The 15645-nt window shown below is 73.9% G+C and carries 15 protein-coding genes; 11 read left to right on the top strand and 4 right to left on the bottom strand.

Translation table 11 applies throughout. The features are described 5' to 3' along the window. Nucleotides 1-44 precede the first annotated feature (44 nt). Genes IG86_RS0115105 through IG86_RS0115115 form a run of 3 tightly spaced genes read left to right on the top strand, consistent with a single transcriptional unit; the run spans nt 45 to nt 3321 of the window. Nucleotides 45-1388 carry an LLM class flavin-dependent oxidoreductase gene (locus tag IG86_RS0115105; protein WP_030824057.1) on the top strand — a complete coding sequence of 448 codons (1344 nt, stop codon included), beginning with the start codon at nt 45-47 and terminating at the stop codon, nt 1386-1388. Beyond that, nucleotides 1385-2971 carry an FAD-dependent oxidoreductase gene (locus tag IG86_RS0115110; protein WP_030897192.1) on the top strand — a complete coding sequence of 529 codons (1587 nt, stop codon included), beginning with the start codon at nt 1385-1387 and terminating at the stop codon, nt 2969-2971. The genes IG86_RS0115105 and IG86_RS0115110 overlap by 4 nt, the downstream gene beginning before the upstream one ends. Further along, nucleotides 2968-3321, top strand: coding sequence for a 4Fe-4S dicluster domain-containing protein (locus IG86_RS0115115; protein ID WP_030824063.1), 354 nt, complete (start codon nt 2968-2970; stop codon nt 3319-3321). The genes IG86_RS0115110 and IG86_RS0115115 overlap by 4 nt, the downstream gene beginning before the upstream one ends. A gap of 88 nt (nt 3322-3409) precedes the next feature. On the opposite strand, the gene IG86_RS0115120 is transcribed toward IG86_RS0115115, so the two are convergent. Beyond that, nucleotides 3410-4330 (bottom strand): NADP-dependent oxidoreductase, encoded by a 921-nt coding sequence (locus tag IG86_RS0115120; protein WP_030897194.1) that lies wholly within the window; start codon nt 4328-4330, stop codon nt 3410-3412. Nucleotides 4331-4373: 43 nt separating this feature from the next. Next, the gene (locus IG86_RS0115125; RefSeq protein ID WP_030897196.1) at nt 4374-5093 is read right to left on the bottom strand and encodes a DUF2470 domain-containing protein; all 720 of its coding nucleotides are present in this window, start codon (nt 5091-5093) and stop codon (nt 4374-4376) included. Between the two features lie 157 nt (nt 5094-5250). Between IG86_RS0115125 and IG86_RS0115130 the strand changes: the two genes are divergently transcribed. The 4 genes from IG86_RS0115130 (at nt 5251) to IG86_RS0115145 (ending at nt 8112) form a co-directional block, all read left to right on the top strand. Further along, on the top strand, nt 5251-5646 hold the full coding sequence (locus tag IG86_RS0115130) for a cell division protein SepF (RefSeq protein ID WP_030651331.1): 396 nt from the start codon (nt 5251-5253) through the stop codon (nt 5644-5646). Nucleotides 5647-5713: 67 nt separating this feature from the next. Next, on the top strand, nt 5714-7108 hold the full coding sequence (locus IG86_RS0115135) for an AAA family ATPase (protein WP_385872734.1): 1395 nt from the start codon (nt 5714-5716) through the stop codon (nt 7106-7108). Then, the gene (locus IG86_RS0115140; RefSeq protein WP_045937017.1) at nt 7105-7503 is read left to right on the top strand and encodes a nucleotide pyrophosphohydrolase; all 399 of its coding nucleotides are present in this window, start codon (nt 7105-7107) and stop codon (nt 7501-7503) included. Before IG86_RS0115135 ends, IG86_RS0115140 begins: the two co-directional genes overlap by 4 nt. A gap of 123 nt (nt 7504-7626) precedes the next feature. After that, nucleotides 7627-8112, top strand: coding sequence for a DUF6099 family protein (locus IG86_RS0115145; RefSeq protein ID WP_030824073.1), 486 nt, complete (start codon nt 7627-7629; stop codon nt 8110-8112). A gap of 92 nt (nt 8113-8204) precedes the next feature. Here IG86_RS0115145 and IG86_RS38750 read toward each other — a convergent pair whose 3' ends face one another. Beyond that, complete coding sequence (locus IG86_RS38750; RefSeq protein ID WP_037848520.1) at nt 8205-8444, bottom strand: hypothetical protein; 240 nt, start codon at nt 8442-8444, stop codon at nt 8205-8207. A 203-nt stretch (nt 8445-8647) separates the two neighbouring features. On the opposite strand from IG86_RS38750, the gene IG86_RS0115155 reads away from it, so the two are divergent. After that, nucleotides 8648-9571, top strand: a complete 924-nt coding sequence (locus tag IG86_RS0115155; RefSeq protein WP_030824075.1) for an LLM class F420-dependent oxidoreductase — start codon at nt 8648-8650, stop codon at nt 9569-9571. Nucleotides 9572-9586: 15 nt separating this feature from the next. Then, a complete protein-coding gene (mmuM, locus tag IG86_RS0115160) occupies nt 9587-10507 on the top strand; it encodes a homocysteine S-methyltransferase (RefSeq protein WP_030897200.1) in 921 nt (306 codons plus the stop codon). Here the strand turns inward: mmuM and IG86_RS45505 are convergent. Continuing rightward, the gene (locus IG86_RS45505) at nt 10504-11304 is read right to left on the bottom strand and encodes an excalibur calcium-binding domain-containing protein (protein ID WP_385872730.1); all 801 of its coding nucleotides are present in this window, start codon (nt 11302-11304) and stop codon (nt 10504-10506) included. The two genes, mmuM and IG86_RS45505, sit on opposite strands and share 4 nt — an antisense overlap. Before the next feature lie 122 nt (nt 11305-11426). Between IG86_RS45505 and IG86_RS0115170 the strand changes: the two genes are divergently transcribed. Further along, complete coding sequence (locus IG86_RS0115170) at nt 11427-12947, top strand: 3' terminal RNA ribose 2'-O-methyltransferase Hen1 (protein ID WP_030897202.1); 1521 nt, start codon at nt 11427-11429, stop codon at nt 12945-12947. Continuing rightward, complete coding sequence (locus IG86_RS0115175) at nt 12944-15499, top strand: polynucleotide kinase-phosphatase (RefSeq protein ID WP_030897203.1); 2556 nt, start codon at nt 12944-12946, stop codon at nt 15497-15499. The genes IG86_RS0115170 and IG86_RS0115175 overlap by 4 nt, the downstream gene beginning before the upstream one ends. Nucleotides 15500-15645 lie beyond the last annotated feature (146 nt).

Genomic DNA, 15645 nt, shown 5'->3' on the forward strand with positions numbered 1-15645 from the left:
TTCCCGCCGCCCCACGCCCCGACCCGGAACCACGAGGACCCGCCATGACCGCTCCCGCCCCAGCCCCCCGGACCCTCCACCTCAACGCCTTCCTGATGAACGCCGGGCACCACGACGCCGCCTGGCGCCACCCCGCCAGCAGCCCGGAACGCGTCACCGACCTGAAGTACTTCCAGGAACTGGCCCGCACCGCCGAGCGCGGCAGGCTCGACTCCATCTTCTTCGCCGACGGGCTCGCCCTCTGGGGCAAGGCCCGCTACAACGCCCTCGGCGGCTTCGAGCCGCTCACCCTGCTCTCCGCCATCGCCGCCGTCACCGAACACATCGGCCTCATCGCCACCGTCTCCACCACCTTCAACGAACCCTTCAACCTCGCCCGGAAGTTCGCCTCCCTGGACCACATCAGCGGCGGCCGGGCCGGCTGGAACATCGTCACCTCCGGCACCCTCGACGAGGCGCGCAACTTCAACCGGGACGAGCACCTCGAACACGGGCTGCGCTACGACCGGGCCCGCGAGTTCCTCGACGTCGCCACCAAGCTCTGGGACAGCTGGGAGGACGACGCGATCGTCCTCGACAAGGAAGCCGGCATCTACGCCGACACCGACAAGCTGCACCCCGCCGCGCACCGCGGCGAGTACTTCGGCGTCGCCGGCCCGCTCAACGTCCCCCGCTCCCCGCAGGGTTATCCGCTGCTCGTGCAGGCGGGGTCCTCCGAGTCAGGAAAGGAGTTCGCCGCCCAGTACGCCGAGGCCGTCTTCACCGCCCAGCAGACCCTCGCCGACGGCCAGACCTTCTACAAGGACCTCAAGTCCCGCCTGGCCCGGTACGGCCGGGCCGAGTCCGACCTCCTCGTCCTGCCCGGCATCGCACCCGTCATCGGATCCACCGAGGCCGAGGCGAAGGCTCTGGAGCGGGAGCTCACCGACCTCCAGGTGCCGGAGTACGGCCTCGCCCAGCTCTCCGGGATGCTGGGCGTGGACCTCACCGGCCTGCCGCTCGACGGCCCGCTCCCCGATCTGCCCGAGGAGCGGGACATCAACGGCAACAAGAGCCGCTTCACGCTCGTCGCCGAACTCGCCCGCCGAGACGGCCTCAACCTGCGCGAGCTGATCGCCCGCCTCGGCGCCGGCCGCGGCCACCGGGTCTTCGCCGGCACGCCCGAGCAGATCGCCGACCAGCTGGAGGAGTGGTTCACGCAGGGCGCCGCCGACGGCTTCAACATCATGGCGCCGGTGCTGCCCACGGGCCTGACCGACTTCGTCGACCAGGTCGTGCCGATCCTCCAGCGCCGCGGGCTCTTCCGCACCGAGTACACCGGCCGCACCCTGCGGGAGAACTACGGCCTGCCCCGCCCGGCCAACCGGTACGCGGGAGCCGTCTCATGACGGACCTCGCCACCGATGTCCTGGTCGTCGGCGGCGGACCGGCCGCCACCTGGGCCGCCCTCGCGGCGGCCCGGGCGGGGGCCCGCGTCGTCCTGGCCGACAAGGGCTACTGCGGCACGAGCGGTGCGACGGCCGCCGGCGGCACCGGCGTCTGGTACGTCCCGCCCGACCCGGCCGCCCGCGAGGCCGCCATGGCCAGCCGCGAGGGTCTCGGCGGCTACCTCGCCGACCGGCGCTGGATGGCCCGCGTCCTCGACGAGACGTACGCGCGCATGAACGAGCTGGCCGTCGGGTCCGGCCGGTACCCGTTCCCGGCCGGACCCGACGGGACACCGCTGCGGGGTGGCCTCCAGGGCCCGGAGTACATGCGGCGGATGCGCATCCGGATCCGCCGCGCCGGGGTCCGCATCCTCGACCACAGCCCGGTCACCGAACTGCTCACCGACGCGGACGGAGCCGTCGCGGGCGCCGCCGGCCACCGCCGCCAGGCCCACGAGGACTATCGCGTCCGGGCCGGTGCCGTCGTCCTCGCCACCGGCGGCTGCGCCTTCCTCAGCGGGGCGCTCGGCACCAACACCAACACCGGTGACGGCGCGCTGTTCGCCGCCGAGGCCGGAGCGGAGCTCTCCGGCATGGAGTTCTCCAACGCCTACGGGATCGCCCCCGAGGGCACCTCGGTCACCAAGACCGCGTTCTACTCCTTCGCCACCTTCTACCAGGAGGACGGCAGCGTGCTGGAGGGCGCGGCCAGCCAGGGCGGCCGCGCGGTCATCGCCCGCACGCTCCTCGACGGCGGCAAGGTCTACGCCCGCCTGGACCGCGCCGGCGAGGCCGCCCGGGCCGCGATGCGCCTCGCGCAGCCCAACTTCTTCCTCACCTTCGACCGGCTCGGCATCGACCCGTTCACCGACCGCTTCTCCGTGACCCTGCTGGCCGAGGGCACCGTGCGCGGCACCGGCGGCATCCGGATCGCCGGAGACGACTGCGCCACCGGCGTCCCCGGTCTGTACGCCGCCGGGGACGCGGCCACCCGCGAGGAGATCTGCGGGGGCTTCACCGGAGGCGGCAGCCACAACGCCGCCTGGGCCATCTCCTCGGGCAGCTGGGCCGGAGCGGGCGCGGCCGCCCACTCCCGCTCCCTCGGCCCGGGCCGGGCCGCCTCCCGGCCCGTCACCGGGGCCGGTGGAGCGGGCCTGCGCCCGACGGGGCGGCCGGCCGCGGCCGGCGACCACCGCGCGGCCGTGGAACTCGTACAGCGCGAGGTCCTCCCGTACGACAAGAACTACCTGCGCCGCGGTGACCGGCTGGCCGCGTCGCTGCGGGCCCTCGACGCCGGCTGGACCGAACTGCGATCCGGCCTCCACGGCGAGGGAACCGACCTGGTCAGGGCCCGTCAGGCGGCGGCGATGACGGCGCACGCGCGGTGGATGTACGCGGCCGCGCTGGCCCGCCCGGAGACCCGCGGGATGGCCAAGCGCCTCGACCACCCGGACCAGGACCCCCGGCTGCACCACCGGATCCTGGTGGGCGGGCTGGACCGGGTGTGGACCCGGCCGGCCCCGAAGGCCGGGGTGACGGCGTGATCGAACTGGTCTCGGCGCAGCGGTGCATCGCCTGCGACAAGTGCGTGGAGGTGTGCCCGACCGATGTGTTCGAACGGGGACCCGAGGGGATCCCGGTGCTCGCGCGGCAGGAGGACTGCCAGACGTGCTTCCTGTGCGAGGCCAACTGCCCGGTGGACGCGCTGTTCGTGGCGCCGCTGACCAGGCCCCTGCCCGACGAGGAGGCCGTGCACGACGTGGCGGGGCTGGTCCGCAGGGGGCTGCTCGGCAGCTACCGGCGCGACATCGGCTGGGGAGAGGGGCGCACGCCCGGGGCACTGCGTGCGATCGGCCCGCCGCTGGGCCCGACGGCGCCGCCGATCACCTCCTGAACGCGCGTGCCGCCGGAGTCCGCTGCTCCGGCGGCACGCGCACACGCCGGGGCCGGCACGCACATGCCGGGCCCGGCGCGCGGCGGCGTCAGACCGTCAGGACGATCTTGCCGCGGGTGCGGCCCGCCGCGCTCAGCTCCCAGGCCTTGGCGGCGTCGGCGAGCGGCAGGGCGTGTTCCACGTTCACCGTGAGCTTGCCGGCGTCCGCCAGCTGCGCGAGGAACGTCAGATCGGCGGTGTCCGGACGCACCCACAGCTGGTGGGCGCCCTTGGCCGCGGCCTCGTAGTCGGCGATGGACACCACCCGGTCGCGCCGCTTCACCAGCGACTGCAGCGTCTCGATGACGCCGTCCCCGTAGAAGTCCAGGCCCGCGTCCACGCCCTCGGGCGCGAGCGCGCGGACCCGGTCCGCCAGCCCTTCCCCGTAGAGCACAGGCTCCGCGCCGAGCGAGCGCAGGTAGTCGTGGTTGTGCGCGCCGGCCGTGCCGATGACGCGCAGGCCGAGGGCGACCGCGATCTGCACGCCGAAGGAGCCCGTACCGCCGGCCGCGGAGTGGATGAGGACGGTCTCGCCGGCCTCGACGCCGACGCGGGTCAGCGACTGGTACGCGGTGAGGCCGGCCAGCGGCAGGCCCGCCGCCTGCTCGAAGGTCAGCTCGCGCGGTTTGCGGGCCAGGGTGCGCACGGGGGCCGCGACCAGTTCGGCGTAGGTGCCGAGCTCCACCCACTCCTTGCGGACGTAGCCGTACACCTCGTCGCCCACGGCGTAGTCGAAGGTGTCCTGGCCGACCGCCTCGACGACACCGGACACGTCCCAGCCGGGTATGACCGGGTGGCGCACTTCGAGGATCGGATCGAGGTGGCCGGCGGCGAGCTTCCAGTCCACCGGGTTGACCCCGGCGGCCTTCACGCGGACGAGCACCTCGCCCGGCCCCACCTTGGGCTGCGGAGCGTCAACGAGCTTGAGGGAGGCGGGAGTTCCGTATGCGCTGTATGTGATGGCCTTCATGATCGTGCCCAACGCGGCTCCCGCCCGGGGTATTCCGGACCGCTCAGGCCGGCAGCGTGTTGCGGTGCGAGCGCCGGCGCGCCGCGCTGAACAGCGCCTGGATCTGCGCGCCCGACTGCTCGACGTCGTCGAGGGGCGAGGGGAAGGGCAGGCGTACGTCGCGGTGGCCGCGCCGCTCCTCCAGCCGCAGGGTGATCCCGTACCGGTCCAGGGCGAGCGGCAGGGCGCGCACCACCGCGGCCGTGGGCTGCGGGTGGACCAGGCGCAACAGCAGCGTGACGAGGTCGTGGTGGTCGTCGAGGAGGTGCGTGAGCATGCCCGCCTCGTAGGCGGCGAGCGGGTCGGGGCCGGCCTCGTCCAGCTCCTCCAGGCCGACGTACGCGATGCCCTCGGCGGTCTCGAGCTCGGCCCGCTCGAACTCCATGCAGGTGGAGTCGGCACCGGACTCGGCGGACGGGTCGGAGTAGGGGGTGAGCAGCCGCCCCAGCACGGTGACGCGCGAGCGCACCCGGTCCCGTACGGGGGTGGGCGCGACGTCGGTGAACTCCAGCCGGATCGCGGGCCGGTGCTCGGCGTGGCCGCCGGGCTCGGCGGGGTGCAGGTGCAGCCGGCCCATGGGGTCGCCGCCGTCGAGGTGGCGCACTTCGGTGCGCAGGCCGTCGGTGATCACCGTCATGGAGTGGGCGGCGGCCAGGACCGACCGGATCCGCTCGGCGGCGGTGGGCAGGGCGGCCGACGTTGCGGGGTCACCGAACAGGCGCATGCGGATCTCTCCATCGTCCGTGTGGGTTAGGTATGCCTAACCTAACTCATCTTGGTCTCCGAGAGTACCCGGCACGGTTCGTGTCGGTGTTGGGCTGAACGGGTGAAACACGAGAGGATGGGGGGATGCACATGAAGCGCGCGGCCGAGGCGGCCCGGTGAGCAGGTACGACGTCACCGACGAACAGTGGGAGGGGCTCGCGCAGGTGGTACCCCTGCGCAGTCGCAACGAATGGCCCTCCCGGGTGGACCACCGCACGATTCCCAAGTCGCCCGGGGCGACGGCGGCGGAGCAGCGGCGCTTCGTGGTGATCAGAGTCCAGATCTTCGCGGACGCGCGGGAGGTGGCCGAGTACCTGATCGCACAGATCCCGGTACTGCTGGACCTCACCGGCGCGGACAGCGAAGTGGCCAAGCGGATCCTCGACTTCAGCAGTGGGGTGGTCTTCGGGCTGGGCAGCGGGATGCACCGGGTGGACCGGAACGTCTTCCTGCTGGCGCCCGTGGGGACCGAGGTCGAGGGGATCGCGGCCGCGGCCGTCCCCCGATCGTAGGAAGGTCCGTACGAAGGAACGGTTCGCCGGGGCCGCGGGGGGCCCGGCGGCCCGTACCGTCCGGCGCATGGACGCCACCGCCGTCGCGTTAGGTGACACCACCCGCAGCGACACATCGAGCAGCGACACCCCCCGCAGCGACACCCCCCGCACCCGTGCCGATTCCCCCGGGCCCGGACCGGCCGACGGGTCCCCGGGCGTGGAACCCCCGGCCCCGGCCCCGGCCCCTACCCCGCCCGCTCCTCCGGCGGCGGCCCCGGACGGTGCGGCCGCCGACCCCGTCGTGCCGGCGCAGGCGGCCCCCCGTGACTGCGGCCGTCCTGCCGGACCCGCGCAGCGCCACGCGCGGCCCGTGATCACCGAGTTGCGGCTGTCCGCCTTCGGGCGGCACCGGTCCGCTGCCTTCCCGCTCGGGCCCGTCTCCCTCTTCGCCGGGCCGAGCGGCAGCGGCAAGTCCCAGGCTCTGGCCGCCTACGAGGCCCTGGCCGGGCTGGGCGCCGGCGCCACCCTCGACGAGGCCTTCCCCGACGCGGGCGCCCGCATCCCCGACCGGGCGCTCCCCGACGCGCAGCGGCGACGCGGCTTCCGCCTCGGCTGCACCGTCGACGGCCCCGCCGGACCGGTCCGGCTCGACCTCGCGGTCCAGGCCGAGCCCGCCCTGCGGATCGTCGGCGAACGGCTCTCGCAGGACGGGCAGATCCTGTTCGCCACCGCCCTGCGGGACCCCGGCCGGCGCTCGGTGCAGGCCGCCTGGCTGACCGGTGGCGCCGTCGGCGTCACCCGGGCCCCGCTGCCCGACGACCGGCTCGGCACCGCGCTGCTCCCGCTGCGGGTCGCCGGCTCGACGGCCGGCCAGCGGCAGGTGCTGGCCGCTGCCGAGCAGGTGGTCGTGGCCCTGCGCTCGGTGTTCGTCTGCGACCCGCGCCCCGACCGGATGCGCGCACCGGTCCCGCGGGGTGAGGGCCGGCTGCTGCGCGACTGCGCCAACCTGGCTGACGTACTGCGCCGGACCCGCCACGAGTGCGGGACCCGCCACGCGCTGCTGGCCGAGGCCGCCCGTACCGGCTGCCCGGGGTCCGTGACCGGGCTCGACGTACGCGCCCCGGAGAGCGGCACCGTCACCGCGGTCCTGGACCGCGGACCCGGCCGCCCCGCCACGGAACTGGCCCGGCTCGGCTCCGGCGAACTCCGCTTCCTCGCGCTCGCGCTGGTCCTGCTCACCGGACCGGGGGTGCTGGACATGGACCCCGCCGCCGAACTGCTCTCCGCACGGCAGGCGCTGACCGTCCTGGCCGACGGCTTCGACCACGGCCTGGACGGCGGCCAGAGCGCCGAACTGCTGCGGCTGGCGCTGCTGTCCTGCGGCCGCGGCCACGTCCGGCTGGTGGCGGCCGTGGGGGAGGGGACCGCGGCCGCCGCCCGCCGCCTGGCGGGCGTGTCGGTGGTAGACCTGTCGGTATGAACGAGACGGAGACGCAGGAGCCCCGGCCGTCCGAGCGGCGGCCCGAGGAACGGCTGGACGTGCTGCAGCGCAGGCTCGCGCGGTTCGCGGCGGCGCGCGGCTGGGAGCCGTACCACACGCCCAAGAACCTGGCGGTGGCGCTGAGCGTGGAGGCGTCCGAACTGGTCGAGATCTTCCAGTGGCTGACACCGGAACAGTCGGCGAAGGTCATGGAGAAGCCGGAATCCGCCCACCGCGTGGCCGATGAGGTCGCCGACGTACTCGCGTATCTGCTGCAGTTCTGTGAGGTTCTCGGGGTGGATGTGCTGGATGCGCTCGCCGCGAAGATCGAGAGGAATGAACTCCGCTTCCCCGTAACGGGTGGTCCGACACCGAATCGTCACTCTTCGGAGTGATGGACTCCTCCACAATCACGTTTCTGTCCACATTTTCCGAATACCCCTGGCTTTACTGGCCCGTTGCCCTCACTCTGGGTAGTGGTGAGGACGGCGGGATGTCGTGCGGACGGGGGACGGCATATGGATGCGGTACGGCTCATCGCGGCCGGCCGGCACGCGCTGGCACAGAGCGGGGCTGCGTGGGACATAGTGGGCGAGGCCTGGCAGGCCCAGGCACTCGCGCAGGGAATCGGGAGCTGGCTGGCGGTCACCGGGCCGCCGGAGCTGAGATCGGAGGCACGGGGACTGGGGGAAGCGGGAGGCAGAGGGTGCGGGGTCCTGGACCGGGCGGCCCTGCGCGGCGAGGGCAGCGCGCCCGAGTATCCGCCGCGGGCCGCACAGCTGGACGGTGTGTCGGATGTCCGGCAGGCACTGCTCGGACTCCAGGCACTGCTGGGCGAAGTGGGGATAGCCCTGGTCGGGGTGGCCTGCGGCACGGACGACGAGGCCCTGTACTGGCAGTGCATAGAGTCGATCGACGCGGCTGACGAGTCGAGCGACCGGGTGAGGGCGATCCTGCGCCGCATGGCGGTGCGCGAGCGGGGGTCCGCCTCGGGCGTGGCCTGAGCCGGCACGGCACGGCCCGGGTGCGGGTGGCGCGGGCGGCTCGGAGAGCGGCACGGGGCCGGGTCCCGCCGTGCGCGACGGGACCCGCACGGTCACCGGGACCGGTGGGACGGGCGCTCGCTCTCGAGGGTGCGGTCCGCGGAGGACTGGAGATCGGCGTCGAGCTGCGAGAGGTCGGCGTTCAGCGCCGCCATCAGCTCCTCCATCTGCTGCAGCAGGCCCTTCGGCGCGCCGTCGTTGCGGGCGGGCACGGTGGACTCCGGTGCGTCGTGTGCTGCCTGTCCGGTCCAGCCGGTCTGTCGGGGGGTCTGCGGCACGGCCTCGTGGGACATGGCGGCCTCCTCGGCCCTGGCCCTTCCGAGGGGGAAGGGGGCGGTGGACGCACCGGCGAGAAGCCGCCGGCACGCGGGCCGGGCGGTCCGGCTCCGTCCGGGCAAACGATCCCCGTCCGGGCGGGTCACTGGCGGCCCCGGGCCCCGACACGTCAGGTTGACGAAGATTCACCCTGGCGGGGCGGCACGGGCAGGATGGGGTTATGGATCTTCGCATTTTCACCGAGCCCCAGCAGGGTGCGAGCTACGACACCCTCCTGACCGTCGCCAAGGCCACCGAGGACCTGGGCTTCGACGCCTTCTTCCGATCCGACCACTACGTCCGCATGGGGAACGCCGACGGTCTGCCCGGCCCCACCGACGCGTGGATCACCCTCGCGGGCCTGGCCCGCGAGACCCGGAGGATCCGCCTCGGCACCCTGATGACGGCCGGCACCTTCCGGCTGCCCGGCGTCCTCGCCATCCAGGTGGCGCAGGTCGACCAGATGTCCGGCGGCCGCGTCGAGCTGGGCCTGGGCGCCGGCTGGTTCGAGGAGGAGCACAGGGCCTACGGGATCCCCTTCCCGGCGGACCGGATGTCCCGGCTGGAGGAGCAGCTGGCCATCGTCACCGGCCTGTGGGCCACCCCGCCCGGCGCCACCTTCGACTACGCGGGCGACCACTACCGCGTGGAGAACTCGCCCGCGCTCCCCAAGCCCGTCCAGGCCCGGATCCCCGTCCTCGTCGGCGGCCACGGCGCCAAGCGCACCCCGCGGCTCGCCGCCCGGTACGCGGACGAGTTCAACATGCCGTTCGCGTCGATCGCGGACAGCGCGCGGCAGTTCGGCCGGGTCCGGGAGGCGGCCGAACGGGCCGGCCGGGGGCCCGGCGACCTCGTCTACTCCAACGCCCTCGTGGTGTGCGTGGGCAAGGACGACGCCGAGGTGGCCCGCCGGGCCGCCGCCATCGGCCGGGACGTCGACGAGCTCAAGGCCAACGGCCTGGCCGGCTCCCCGGCCCAGGTCGTGGAGAAGATCGGCGCCTACGGCGCCACCGGCTCCTCCCGCGTCTACCTCCAGCTCCTCGACCTCGACGACCTCGACCACCTGGAGCTGATCTCCGCCCAGGTGCTCTCGCAGCTCCGCTAGCGGCCGGGAAAATCGATGCCACGCGCGACCGGCCCGCTCGCCGAAGCCCTCGCCCGCCGGACCGTCGTCCTGGACGGCGGTCTCAGCAACCAGCTCGCCGCCCAGGGCTGCGACCTCACCGGAGGCCTCTGGACCGCCCGCGTCCTCGACGAGCGGCCGGTCCAGATCGAGGCCGCCCACGCGGCGTACGCGCGGGCCGGCGCCGAGGTGCTGATCACCGCGAGCTACCAGGTCGGCTACGAGGCCTTCGCCGCCCGCGGCCGCGACCGCGACGCGACCACCGCCCTGCTGCACCGCAGCGTCGCGCTCGCCGCCCGGGCCGCCGAGGCCGCCGACCACGACGTGTGGGTGGCCGCCTCGGTCGGCCCGTACGGAGCGGTGCTCGCGGACGGCTCCGAGTACCGCGGCCGGTACGGACTGAGCGTCCGCGAACTCGCCGCGTTCCACCGCCCCCGCATCGAGGCCCTGCTCGCCGCGGGCCCCGACGTACTGGCCGTGGAGACCCTCCCCGACCCGGACGAGGCCGAGGCCGTGCTCACCGTCCTCGCGGAGACGGGAGCCCCGGCCTGGCTGAGCTACACCGTGGCCGGGGGCCGCACCCGGTCCGGACACCCGCTGCCCGAAGCCTTCGCCCTCGCCGCGCGGGCCCCGCAGGTCATCGCGCTCGGCGTCAACTGCTGCGACCCCGCCGAGGTCCTCCCGGCCCTGAAGGCGGCCGCCGCCGTCACCGCCAAACCCCTGCTGGCGTACCCCAACGACGGCTCCGTCTGGGAGGCGGCCACCGCCACCTGGCGGACCCCCGAGGCCATGCCCCCGTGGCCCACGTCCGCCTGGTACCGCACCGGAGCCCGCCTCGTCGGCGGCTGCTGCCGCATCGGCCCCACCCACATCGCGCAACTGGCTCGAGCACCCGACGCCCCCGGCCAAGCCGACTAACGCTCGCAGCCGACGCCGTCGCCGTCCCGGTCGAGGTGGCGGCCGTAGCCGGGGTCGCCGACGCGGATGGGGGCCGCGCCCGCCGCCCTCACCGCGGCGCAGTTCCGGTACGAGACGTTGCCGCCACCGCTCCCGCCCGTCTCGTCGTCGTCGGGCGCCGGGGCGGTCGTGGGGGCCGCCGTCGTGGGGGCGGGCGCCGGCGCGGCCGGCTTCGGGCGCAGGTCCGTGCCGGGCGTCGCGGGGCAGGCGGTGCCCGGCGCCACCAGGTGCACGACCGGAGCGGCGCTCCGCGCCACGAGTCTGCTGCCGGCCGTGACGTCCTGGAAGCAGACGAGCCAGGTCCCGTAGTCGGCGGGGAGGCTGACGTCGGCGTAGGCGCTCAGCGCCTTGAGCTCGCCGTCGATCAGTTCCTCCACCGTCTTTTGCGCCTGTGCGTAGGGCCGGCCGACGGCCGACGGCATCTGCGGTTCGGCGCTCGGTGTGGGCGTCGGTGCCGGCGGCGGGCTGCTGTTCGGGGCGGGGGAGGCGGAGGCCGCCGCCGTGGTCTGTGCCTTGCCCTCGGCCCCGGTCTCCTCCGGCGGGTCCGACAACAGCGGTATCAGGAACCAGATCCCGGACAGTACGGTGGCGAGGATCTTCTGCGTCCGCTCCCACTGGCTCGTCCAGGCGAGCGCGATTCCCGCGGGCGGAAGGACGACGAGCGCCGTGATGATCAGGGCGGGGTGCTGCCACCAGCGCCGCGGGGGCTTGGGCACGGGCATCGGTGCGGGGGCGTAGGCGTGCGGTGGCGGGTACATGGCGCTCCTGGAGGCTGTACGCGGTGCGGAGCGCGCGAGCCTATCCAGAAGGTTGAAGATCGTACTTGTTTTCGCTCGAAATCCGTTGGCCCGAGGATGATCCGGCAGTCATGCTGAACCGCATGTTCCTTACGATCACCACCACCGGGACCGCCGAGAATCCGGCGACTGACCTGGGCTTTCTCCTGCACAAGCACCCCGACCGGGTCCGCGTGGAGAACCAGTCCCACGGCACCGCCCACGTGTTCTACCCCGAGGCCACGGCCGAGCGGTGCACGGCGGCCCTGTTGCTGGAGGTGGACCCCGTCGCGCTCGTGCGCCGCGGGAAGGGCAAGGGCCGTGGCGGAGCACCCGACGCCGCGCTCGCGCAGTACGTCAACGACCGGCCGTACGCCGCGTCCTCGCTGCTCGCCGTCGCGCTCAGCGGGGTGTTCCGCACCGCCCTGAAGGGGCAGTGCGTCCTGCGTCCCGAACTCCCGGACCAGGCGCGGCCGCTGCGCGTCGAGATCCCCGTACTCCCCGCGCGCGGCGGCGCCGCCATGGTGCACCGGCTGTTCGACCCGCTCGGCTGGGACCTCGTACAGGCCGAGGCCGTACCGCTCGACGAGCAGTTCCCCGAGTGGGGGGACTCCCGCTACGTACGCCTCGTGCTGGAGGGTGAGCTGCGCCTCGCCGACGCCCTGCGGCAGCTCTACGTGCTCCTGCCGGTCCTCGACGACGCCAAGCACTACTGGATCGCCCCCGACGAGGTCGACAAGCTGCTGCGCGCCGGAGAGGGCTGGCTCGCCGCGCACCCCGAGCACGCGCTGATCAGCTCCCGCTACCTGGCCCGCCACAAGCGGCTGACCCAGGAGGCCGTCGAGAGGCTGGAGCTCGTGCGCCTCGCCGAGTCCGACGGCAGCGAGGTCGAGGAACTCGACAACGCCGTCGACGAGACCCGCGACACGCAGGAGCGGCCCGTACCGCTCGCCGTGCAGCGGCGCGACGCGATCCTCGCCGCCCTGCGCGCCGCCGGCGCCCAGCGGGTGCTGGACCTCGGCTGCGGACAGGGCCAGTTGGTGCAGGCGCTGCTGGGGGACCCCGCGTACACCGAGATCGTCGGCATGGACGTCTCCGTGCGGGCCCTGACCATCGCCGCCCGCCGGCTGCGGCTGGAGCGGATGGGCGAACGGCAGAGGTCGCGCGTCACCCTGCTCCAGGGATCGCTCGCCTACACCGACAAGCGGCTGACCGGCTACGACGCGGCCGTGCTCAGCGAGGTCATCGAGCACTTGGACCTGGAGCGGCTGCCCGCGCTGGAGTACGCCGTGTTCGGCTCGGCCCGTCCCCGTACGGTCCTCGTCACCACCCCGAACGTCGAGTACAACGTCCGCTGGGAGACCCTCCCGGCCGGGCACGTCCGGCACGGCGACCACCGCTTCGAGTGGACCCGTGAGGAGTTCCGCGCCTGGGCCGGCCAGGTCGCGGAGCGCTTCGGCTACGCGGTCGCGTACGTCCCCGTGGGCGACGACGACCCCGAGGTCGGGCCGCCGACGCAGATGGCCGTCTTCACCCAGGAGGCCGTCAGCGACACCACCACCGGCGCCACCACCGACGCCGCGGCCACCACCACCGACTCCCCGAAGGAGGGCGAGGCAGCATGACCACCGAGACCAAGCGCACACTTCCCGTCACCGACCTGTCCCTCGTCGTCCTGATCGGTGCCACCGGATCGGGCAAGTCCACCTTCGCCCGCAAGCACTTCAAGCCGACCGAGGTCATCTCCTCCGACTACTGCCGCGGCCTGGTCTGCGACGACGAGAACGACCAGGGCGCGAGCCGGGACGCCTTCGACGTCCTGCACTACATCGCCGGCAAGCGCCTCGCCGCCGGCCGCCTGACCGTCGTCGACGCCACCAGCGTCCAGGCCGACGCCCGCCGGCAGCTGGTCCAGCTCGCCCGCGAGCACGACGTCCTGCCCATCGCCATCGTCCTGGACATGCCCGAGCAGGTCTGCGCCGAGCGCAACGCGGCCCGCCCCGACCGGGCCGGCCTGCCCCGCGCGGTCATCCAGCGGCACCGCCGCGACCTGCGGCGCTCCCTGCGGGGCCTGGAGCGCGAGGGCTTCCGCAAGGTGCACGTGCTGCGTTCCGTCGAGGAGGCCGAGAGCGCCGAGGTCGTCCTGGAGAAGCGGTTCAACGACCTCACCCACCTCACCGGCCCCTTCGACATCGTCGGTGACATCCACGGCTGTTCCTCCGAGCTGGAGACCCTGCTCGCCAAGCTCGGCTACGAGGACGGCGTCCACCCCGAGGGCCGCACGGCCGTGTTCGTCGGCGACCTCGTCGACCGCGGCCCCGACAGCCCGGGCGTCCTGCGCCGCGTGATGGGCATGGTCACGTCCGGCAATGCCCTGTGCGTGCCCGGCAACCACGAGAACAAGCTCGGCCGCCACCTCAAGGGAGCCAAGGTCCAGCAGACCCACGGCCTCGCCGAGACGATCGAGCAGCTCTCCCACGAGCCGCAGGAGTTCGTCGAGGAGGTGCGGGAGTTCATTCGCGGCCTCGTCAGCCACTACGTCCTCGACGGCGGGAAGCTGGTGGTCTGCCACGCCGGGCTGCCCGAGAAGTACCACGGCCGCACCTCCGGCCGGGTCCGCTCGCACGCCCTGTACGGGGAGACCACCGGCGAGACCGACGAGTTCGGCCTGCCCGTGCGCTACCCGTGGGCCGAGGACTACCGCGGCAAGGCCGTCGTGGTCTACGGCCACACGCCCGTCCCGAACACCGCCTGGATCAACAACACCATCTGCCTCGACACCGGCGCCGTCTTCGGCGGCCGGATGACCGCCCTGCGCTGGCCCGAGCGCGAACTGGTCGACGTACCGGCCGAGAAGGTCTGGTACGAGCCGGTCAAGCCGCTCGTCACCGAGGTGCCGGGCGGCCACGACGGGCGTCCGCTGGACCTGGCGGACGTGCACGGGCGCCGGGTCGTCGAGACCCGGCACCTGGGCAACGTGGGCGTCCGCGAGGAGAACGCGGCCGCGGCCCTGGAGGTCATGAGCCGCTTCGCCGTCGACCCGCGGCTGGTCCCGTACCTGCCGCCGACCATGGCGCCGACCGCGACCTCCCGGGAGGACGGCTACCTGGAGCACCCGGCCGAGGCCTTCGACCAGTACCGCAAGGACGGCATCACGCAGGTGGTGTGCGAGGAGAAGCACATGGGCTCCCGCGCCACCGTCCTGCTCTGCAGGGACGCCGACGCCGCCCGCGAGCGGTTCGGCGTCGACGGCCCGACCGGTTCCGTCTACACGCGCACCGGGCGGCCCTTCTTCCACGACCCCGAGGTCACCGAGGAGGTACTGGCGCGGCTGCGCGCCGCCGTCACCGGTGCCGGGCTGTGGGAGGAACTGGGCACCGACTGGCTGCTGTTCGACGGCGAACTCCTGCCCTGGTCGCTGAAGTCGGGCGGACTGCTGCGCAACCAGTACGCCGCCGTGGGCGCCGCCTCGCGCGCCGTGTTCCCCGGCGCCCTCGCGGCCCTGGAGGCGGCGGCCGCCCGTGGCGCCGACACCGGCGCCCTGCTGGAGCGCCAGCGCGGCCGGGCCGCCGACGCGGCGGCCTTCACCGAGGCCTACCGTCGCTACTGCTGGACCACCGACGGGCTGGACGGCGTACGGTTCGCGCCGTTCCAGCTGCTGGCCGTGGCCGGGCGGTCGCTGGCCGCCGTACCCCACGACGAGCAGCTGGCCTGGCTGGACCGGCTGGTGGCGGCCGACGACCCGGGCACCCCGGGCGGCACCGGCCTGCTGCGCGGCACCGGCCGGATCGTGGTCGACACCGGGGACGAGGACTCCGTACGGGCCGGCACCGAGTGGTGGCTGGAGCTGACGGCCGCCGGCGGCGAGGGCATGGTCGTCAAGCCGCTCCAGGCCTACGCCCGGGACGGCAAGGGCCGGCTGGTCCAGCCGGGGATCAAGGTGCGCGGACGGGAGTACCTGCGGATCATCTACGGTCCGGAGTACACGCGTCCGGACCAGCTGGAGCGGCTGCGGGACCGGTTCCTCGGGCACAAGCGCTCGCTCGCCCTGCGGGAGTACGCGCTCGGGCTGGAGGCGCTGGACCGGCTGGCGGCCGAGGAGCCCCTGTGGCGGGTCCACGAGCCGGTCTTCGCGGTCCTCGCGCTGGAGTCGGAGCCGGTCGACCCGAGGCTGTGACGGCCACGACGGCGGCCACCGCGTGGGGGACCGCGTGAGGACCGCGTGAAGGACCGCGTAAAGGCGGAGCCCCCGTACGGCCCTGAATTAGGTCGTATGGGGGAACTTTCACGGAGAACGCCGGGGAAACCACCGGCGGGATCGTT

Origin of the sequence: Streptomyces virginiae (genome assembly GCF_000720455.1) — a bacterium.
GTDB classification, from domain to species: domain Bacteria; phylum Actinomycetota; class Actinomycetes; order Streptomycetales; family Streptomycetaceae; genus Streptomyces; species Streptomyces virginiae.

What these genes read in the sequence shown, in the direction of transcription:
- IG86_RS0115145 (WP_030824073.1), top strand. Translation starts at nt 7,627, where the DNA reads ATGGATGCGGTACGGCTCATCGCGGCCGGCCGGCACGCGCTGGCACAG.
- IG86_RS45505 (WP_385872730.1), bottom strand. Translation starts at nt 11,304, where the DNA reads ATGTACCCGCCACCGCACGCCTACGCCCCCGCACCGATGCCCGTGCCC.
- IG86_RS0115175 (WP_030897203.1), top strand. Translation starts at nt 12,944, where the DNA reads ATGACCACCGAGACCAAGCGCACACTTCCCGTCACCGACCTGTCCCTC.
- IG86_RS0115140 (WP_045937017.1), top strand. Translation starts at nt 7,105, where the DNA reads ATGAACGAGACGGAGACGCAGGAGCCCCGGCCGTCCGAGCGGCGGCCC.
- IG86_RS38750 (WP_037848520.1), bottom strand. Translation starts at nt 8,444, where the DNA reads ATGTCCCACGAGGCCGTGCCGCAGACCCCCCGACAGACCGGCTGGACC.
- mmuM (WP_030897200.1), top strand. Translation starts at nt 9,587, where the DNA reads ATGCCACGCGCGACCGGCCCGCTCGCCGAAGCCCTCGCCCGCCGGACC.
- IG86_RS0115120 (WP_030897194.1), bottom strand. Translation starts at nt 4,330, where the DNA reads ATGAAGGCCATCACATACAGCGCATACGGAACTCCCGCCTCCCTCAAG.
- IG86_RS0115125 (WP_030897196.1), bottom strand. Translation starts at nt 5,093, where the DNA reads ATGCGCCTGTTCGGTGACCCCGCAACGTCGGCCGCCCTGCCCACCGCC.
- IG86_RS0115105 (WP_030824057.1), top strand. Translation starts at nt 45, where the DNA reads ATGACCGCTCCCGCCCCAGCCCCCCGGACCCTCCACCTCAACGCCTTC.
- IG86_RS0115155 (WP_030824075.1), top strand. Translation starts at nt 8,648, where the DNA reads ATGGATCTTCGCATTTTCACCGAGCCCCAGCAGGGTGCGAGCTACGAC.
- IG86_RS0115135 (WP_385872734.1), top strand. Translation starts at nt 5,714, where the DNA reads ATGGACGCCACCGCCGTCGCGTTAGGTGACACCACCCGCAGCGACACA.
- IG86_RS0115110 (WP_030897192.1), top strand. Translation starts at nt 1,385, where the DNA reads ATGACGGACCTCGCCACCGATGTCCTGGTCGTCGGCGGCGGACCGGCC.
- IG86_RS0115170 (WP_030897202.1), top strand. Translation starts at nt 11,427, where the DNA reads ATGTTCCTTACGATCACCACCACCGGGACCGCCGAGAATCCGGCGACT.